This window comes from Shewanella sp. 11B5 (assembly GCF_002836795.1).
GTDB lineage: Bacteria > Pseudomonadota > Gammaproteobacteria > Enterobacterales > Shewanellaceae > Shewanella > Shewanella frigidimarina.
The window spans coordinates 1-4,715 of sequence record NZ_PJAP01000451.1; the positions used below are offsets into that span (position 1 = coordinate 1).

At 42.0% G+C, this 4,715-nt stretch carries 5 protein-coding genes; all 5 read left to right on the plus strand.

Translation table 11 applies throughout. The features are described from left to right. A partial coding sequence (locus tag CXF78_RS10480; RefSeq protein ID WP_374702282.1) for a bile acid:sodium symporter family protein occupies window positions 1–529 on the plus strand: 529 nt, incomplete at its 5' end. Window positions 530–706: 177 nt separating this feature from the next. Next, the gene (locus CXF78_RS10485; RefSeq protein WP_102036739.1) at window positions 707–1,399 is read left to right on the plus strand and encodes a crotonase/enoyl-CoA hydratase family protein; all 693 of its coding nucleotides are present in this window, start codon (window positions 707–709) and stop codon (window positions 1,397–1,399) included. A gap of 10 nt (window positions 1,400–1,409) precedes the next feature. Then, the gene (locus tag CXF78_RS10490; protein ID WP_102036740.1) at window positions 1,410–2,264 is read left to right on the plus strand and encodes a crotonase/enoyl-CoA hydratase family protein; all 855 of its coding nucleotides are present in this window, start codon (window positions 1,410–1,412) and stop codon (window positions 2,262–2,264) included. A gap of 90 nt (window positions 2,265–2,354) precedes the next feature. Beyond that, a complete protein-coding gene (locus CXF78_RS10495; protein ID WP_102036741.1) occupies window positions 2,355–3,140 on the plus strand; it encodes an alpha/beta fold hydrolase in 786 nt (261 codons plus the stop codon). A gap of 98 nt (window positions 3,141–3,238) precedes the next feature. Beyond that, window positions 3,239–4,336 carry a PQQ-dependent sugar dehydrogenase gene (locus CXF78_RS10500; protein ID WP_102036742.1) on the plus strand — a complete coding sequence of 366 codons (1,098 nt, stop codon included), beginning with the start codon at window positions 3,239–3,241 and terminating at the stop codon, window positions 4,334–4,336. The last annotated feature ends 379 nt before the right edge of the window (window positions 4,337–4,715 follow it).

Consider the following 4,715-nt stretch of genomic DNA (forward strand, 5'->3'; position numbering starts at 1 on the left):
CTTTATGGGGCAAGGCAATGAATTTCAGTTGCCAATACTTGCAACGATGTTCAGCTTAATGAAGCTGACTATTGTGCCTATTGTAATTGGTATGATGATAAGACGTTACGCACCTAAAATAGCAGAAAGCACTCAAGTTCATGTGTCACGTTTTGGCATATTGTTTTTGACGTTGTTGATTATATTTTTAACGTATATTCAGCAAGATATCGTTATTCCAGCACTTATCGCCGCTGGGCCAGTATCGATTATTCTTAATATATCAACCATGTTGCTTGGATATTATTCAAGTAAGTTGTTTGGATTAAACTTGGCGCAACGTACCTCGATTACGATTGAAGTCGGCTTACAAAACAGTACCTTATCAATGTTTATGGCATTAACACTGTTGGCTAACTACAAGATGTCTTTTACGCCCGCGATTTACACACTCACAATGCTCTTTACCGCAGGGGTTCTAGCGGGTATGTTAAATTCAAAGTATTTTAAATCAAAAAGTAATAGTGAAGTGATGGCCGATAACGCCTAGCCTAATAAAACACTGACGATGAGCTCCGCGCGAATCGTCAGTGATGATTTAGTCGCAAAAATATTTAGACAGACTTCTTTAAAATACCTAACGAGAACAATGAAATAGTAAGCATTGTTAGCGCTCTACATTATAACGTTTAATAACAACTATTTATAACAAGAAGAAAGGTAAACAATGGAACTGATCACCGTAGTAATCGAAAACAATGTACATGTTATTACCCTGAACAATGGCAAAGTGAATGCAATATCGCCTGAAGTCATCGCTCAAATTAACAGTGCATTAGACCACGCAGAACAACAAAATGCGGTTGTCATATTAACTGGCCAACCTGGTATTTTATCTGGCGGTTACGATCTTAAAACCATGAAGCAAAGTTCACAAGCTGCAATTGCTTTGGTCACTGCGGGCTCAACATTAGCTCGCAGAATGCTGTCATTCCCAACACCGATTATTGGTGCCTGTTCAGGCCATGCCATTGCTAAAGGCGCATTTTTACTACTCAGCTGTGACTACCGTATTGGCAGCACAGGGCCATTTAAAATTGGCCTAAACGAAGTGGCTATTGGGATGACAATGCATCAGGCTGGGATTGAAATCGCGCGTAATCGTATTCCGCAAAATTATCTGTCGCGCGCGGTAATCAATGCTGAATTGTTTGCACCAGAACAAGCGGTATTGGCAGGTTTTCTTGATCAAGTGGTTGAGCCAGAACAACTCATGGACACTGCACACGCCGTGGCTAAACACATGCAAACACTGAACATGCCTGCGCATTTGGGAACCAAGTTAAAGGAACGTCAGGCCATTCTTGCCTCTTTGGATGCAGCAATAGAACAAGATAAGCTTATTACATTGAATTTATAAGGATATAAATATGATATCGCAAAAGACCTACCAAACGCTCACTGTCGACATTAACGATAAAGTTGCTCACATCATTCTTAATAGACCTGACGCATTAAACACAATGAACGTCGACTTTTGGCATGAGTTTCCAAGCGTAATACACGAGATTAATAATCAATCTGCGGCTCGCGCGATTGTTATCTCGTCTACAGGCAAGCATTTTAGCGCGGGTATGGATTTAGCCGTATTCAGTGCGAGCAACAGCGACGATAATATCGAATTAGGTCGTAAACACGACCACTTACGCCGTTTAGTGCTCAAATTGCAAGATTGCTTTAATGTGCTTGAAACTGCCCGTATGCCTGTACTCATGGCCATTCAAGGTGGCTGTATTGGTGGTGCTGTCGATATGGTCACCGCGGCAGATTGCCGTTATTGCACCAGTGACGCTTTTTTTAGCATCGAAGAAACCAAACTCGGCATGACCGCTGATGTAGGGACCTTACAACGTTTACCTAAATTGATTTCAATCGGATTAGTGAAAGAGTTAGCCTACACAGGCCGCAGAATGCCTGCGGCTGAAGCCAAAGCAGCCGGATTAGTTAATCATGTGTATGAAGACCAAGCATCAATGTTAACTGCTGTATTAGGCATTGCTGCAGACATTGCCGCCCGCTCGCCTTTAGCCGTTACCGGCTGTAAAGAGATGATTAACTATGCACGTGACCACAGTGTCGCCGACAGTTTACATTACATGTCGGTATGGCAAAGCGGCATGTTCCAACCTCAAAACGACATGATGGAAATATTTAAAGCTAAAACGCAAAACCGTGCGCCTGAATTTGAAGAGTTAACACAAATCGATCCTTTAAAAATATTCTAAGCATTGGGTACACCCGCGTTATTGCCAATTAACTTAGCTCATGACTGAATTAATTTAATCATTAATAGCGCTAACCCTTTAGAGCAAACTATGACAAAACCATTAATTAACCTTGTGCATGCCAACGGCTTCCCCGCGGGCAGTTATAAAACGTTCCTACAAGAATTTGATAACGACTTTAGAACCATAGCCCACAATCAGTTTGGCCATAATGTACTTTACCCAATACACAATAACTGGCAGCACCTAGTCACGGAACTTGTTGAATTTATTAAGAAGCAAGATGAAAAGGTCATTTGTGTTGGGCATTCATTCGGCGGTGTTATATCGTTTATCGCTGCCTGCCAACATCCTGAACTTTTTCGAGGTTTAGTGATGCTCGATCCACCTGTCGTCACCGGCGCATTCTCACATTTGCTGAGTTTTATTAAGCGCACACCTTACATTGATAAGCTTTCACCCGCCGGTAAAGCGAAAACACGCCAGAATCTATGGCCAGAAAACACTAATTTGGTTGATTATTTTTCACAGAAAACCTTGTTTAAAAATTTCGATTCTCGCTGCTTACAAGACTATGCCTCATCAAGTGTGGTGCTACGCAATAAACGTTTAGAGCTCAGCTTCTCTCCTGCCGTCGAAGCCGACATTTTCAGGCATTTACCGACCAACCTTGTTAAGTACAAAAACAAACTTACCGTGCCAGCAAAACTGATTTATGGTGAAAAGACTCAGATATTCCCGATTAAACATTTTGTTCGATTTGCAAAGCTGAATAACATTGAGTTAATGACACTCCCCAATGGCGGACACATGTTTCCATTAGAACAACCAGAAAACACCGCCAATATGGTCAAACAGATCATTAAAGACTGGTGATAATTACCCTTACACTTGGAAAATAACTCAAATAACTCAAATAACTCAAATAACTCAAATAACTCAAACAGATAAACAATCTACATAAGAGGCCCAATATGATTAAACCAATCAGTTTGCTATCTACCCTCGCACTTTTAGGCATCTCTTATTCAGCCTATGCATTACCACTGGATAAGATCAAATTACCAGCAGGGTTTACCATTAATGTGTATGCCGAGAATGTTGAAAATGCGCGCCAGATGGCGCTTGGTGAAAAAGGAACTGTGTTTGTAGGCAGTCGCAAAGCAGGCAATGTTTATGCGCTTATAGACAGTGATAATGACTTCAAAGCTGATAAGAAAATCATTATCGCAACGGATTTGTTTATGCCATCCGGTCTTGCTTACCATAATGGCAGTTTGTATGTCGCTGAAGTCGATAAAATCTGGCGTTATCCTGATATTGAACAATCATTACCCATCATTCCTAAACCAGAATTGGTGTACGACAAGTTACCTAACAAATCCCATCACGGCTGGAAATTTATCGCTTTTGGCCCAGATGGAAAGCTGTACATTCCCGTCGGCGCGCCTTGCAATGTGTGTGAAAGTGAGCAGCCCTTTGCCAGCATTTTACAATTAGATCTTGAAACAAAACAAACCACTATCGTCGCTCAAGGTGTACGCAACAGTGTCGGATTTGATTTTCACCCACAAACAGGTGAGTTATGGTTTACCGATAATGGCCGCGACATGATGGGCGATGATTTACCCGATGATGAGCTTAATCGTGTAAGCAAAAAAGGCCAACACTTTGGTTTTCCTTATATTCACAACACGGATATTGCCGATCCAGATTTTACTAACCCCAAAATCGCCAAACTCAACACGCCTCCGGTATTAACCTTAGGTGCTCATGTTGCTGCATTAGGCATGGAGTTTTATCAAGGTAGTCAATTCCCAGCGGCTTATAAGCAATCAATCTTAATTGCCCAGCACGGCTCGTGGAACCGCACTAACAAAGTGGGTTATCGCATTATGCAGGTGGCACTTGAGGGGAATAAAGTGATTGACTATAAGCCGTTTGCTACAGGGTGGCTTGATGGAGAACAAAGCTGGGGCCGTCCTGTCGATGTGATGACCCTGGCAGATGGTTCTATCTTGGTATCAGATGACTTTGCCAATGCCGTGTATCGGATTAGTTATAGCAAGTAATAAAAGCTGGTTAGCCCTTAACTGCACGACCATTATAAAGTTTGATCAGTTTCAAACTCACTCTTGGAAAAAGTGCATTTAAGATATGGCCTGCGGCAACTAACGTCGTGGCGCTTCGCCCACACCAGACCAAGAGGAAACCAACGGCTGTTCCCTCTTAGAACTCCCAGCCGCCCCGCAACATTTTCGCTATTTAAAAACAAGAGCTGCGAAAAGGTCGCCATGGGGATTTATCCATCTTTGAATCTCGTTTGTAATCGGCCTCGGCCTTACTCGAAAATGCTAACTCTATTTTCTTCAACGGCCTCAAGTTCAGAGTTAAATTTAGTCATTTTAAATTATGGCTTCTAACTCATTTATGGACTCAAGTGCGTTAGAG

Bases quoted from the DNA above. Each gene is read 5' to 3' on its own strand.
- CXF78_RS10500 (WP_102036742.1), top strand. From the start codon at position 3,239: ATGATTAAACCAATCAGTTTGCTATCTACCCTCGCACTTTTAGGCATC.
- CXF78_RS10495 (WP_102036741.1), top strand. From the start codon at position 2,355: ATGACAAAACCATTAATTAACCTTGTGCATGCCAACGGCTTCCCCGCG.
- CXF78_RS10490 (WP_102036740.1), top strand. From the start codon at position 1,410: ATGATATCGCAAAAGACCTACCAAACGCTCACTGTCGACATTAACGAT.
- CXF78_RS10485 (WP_102036739.1), top strand. From the start codon at position 707: ATGGAACTGATCACCGTAGTAATCGAAAACAATGTACATGTTATTACC.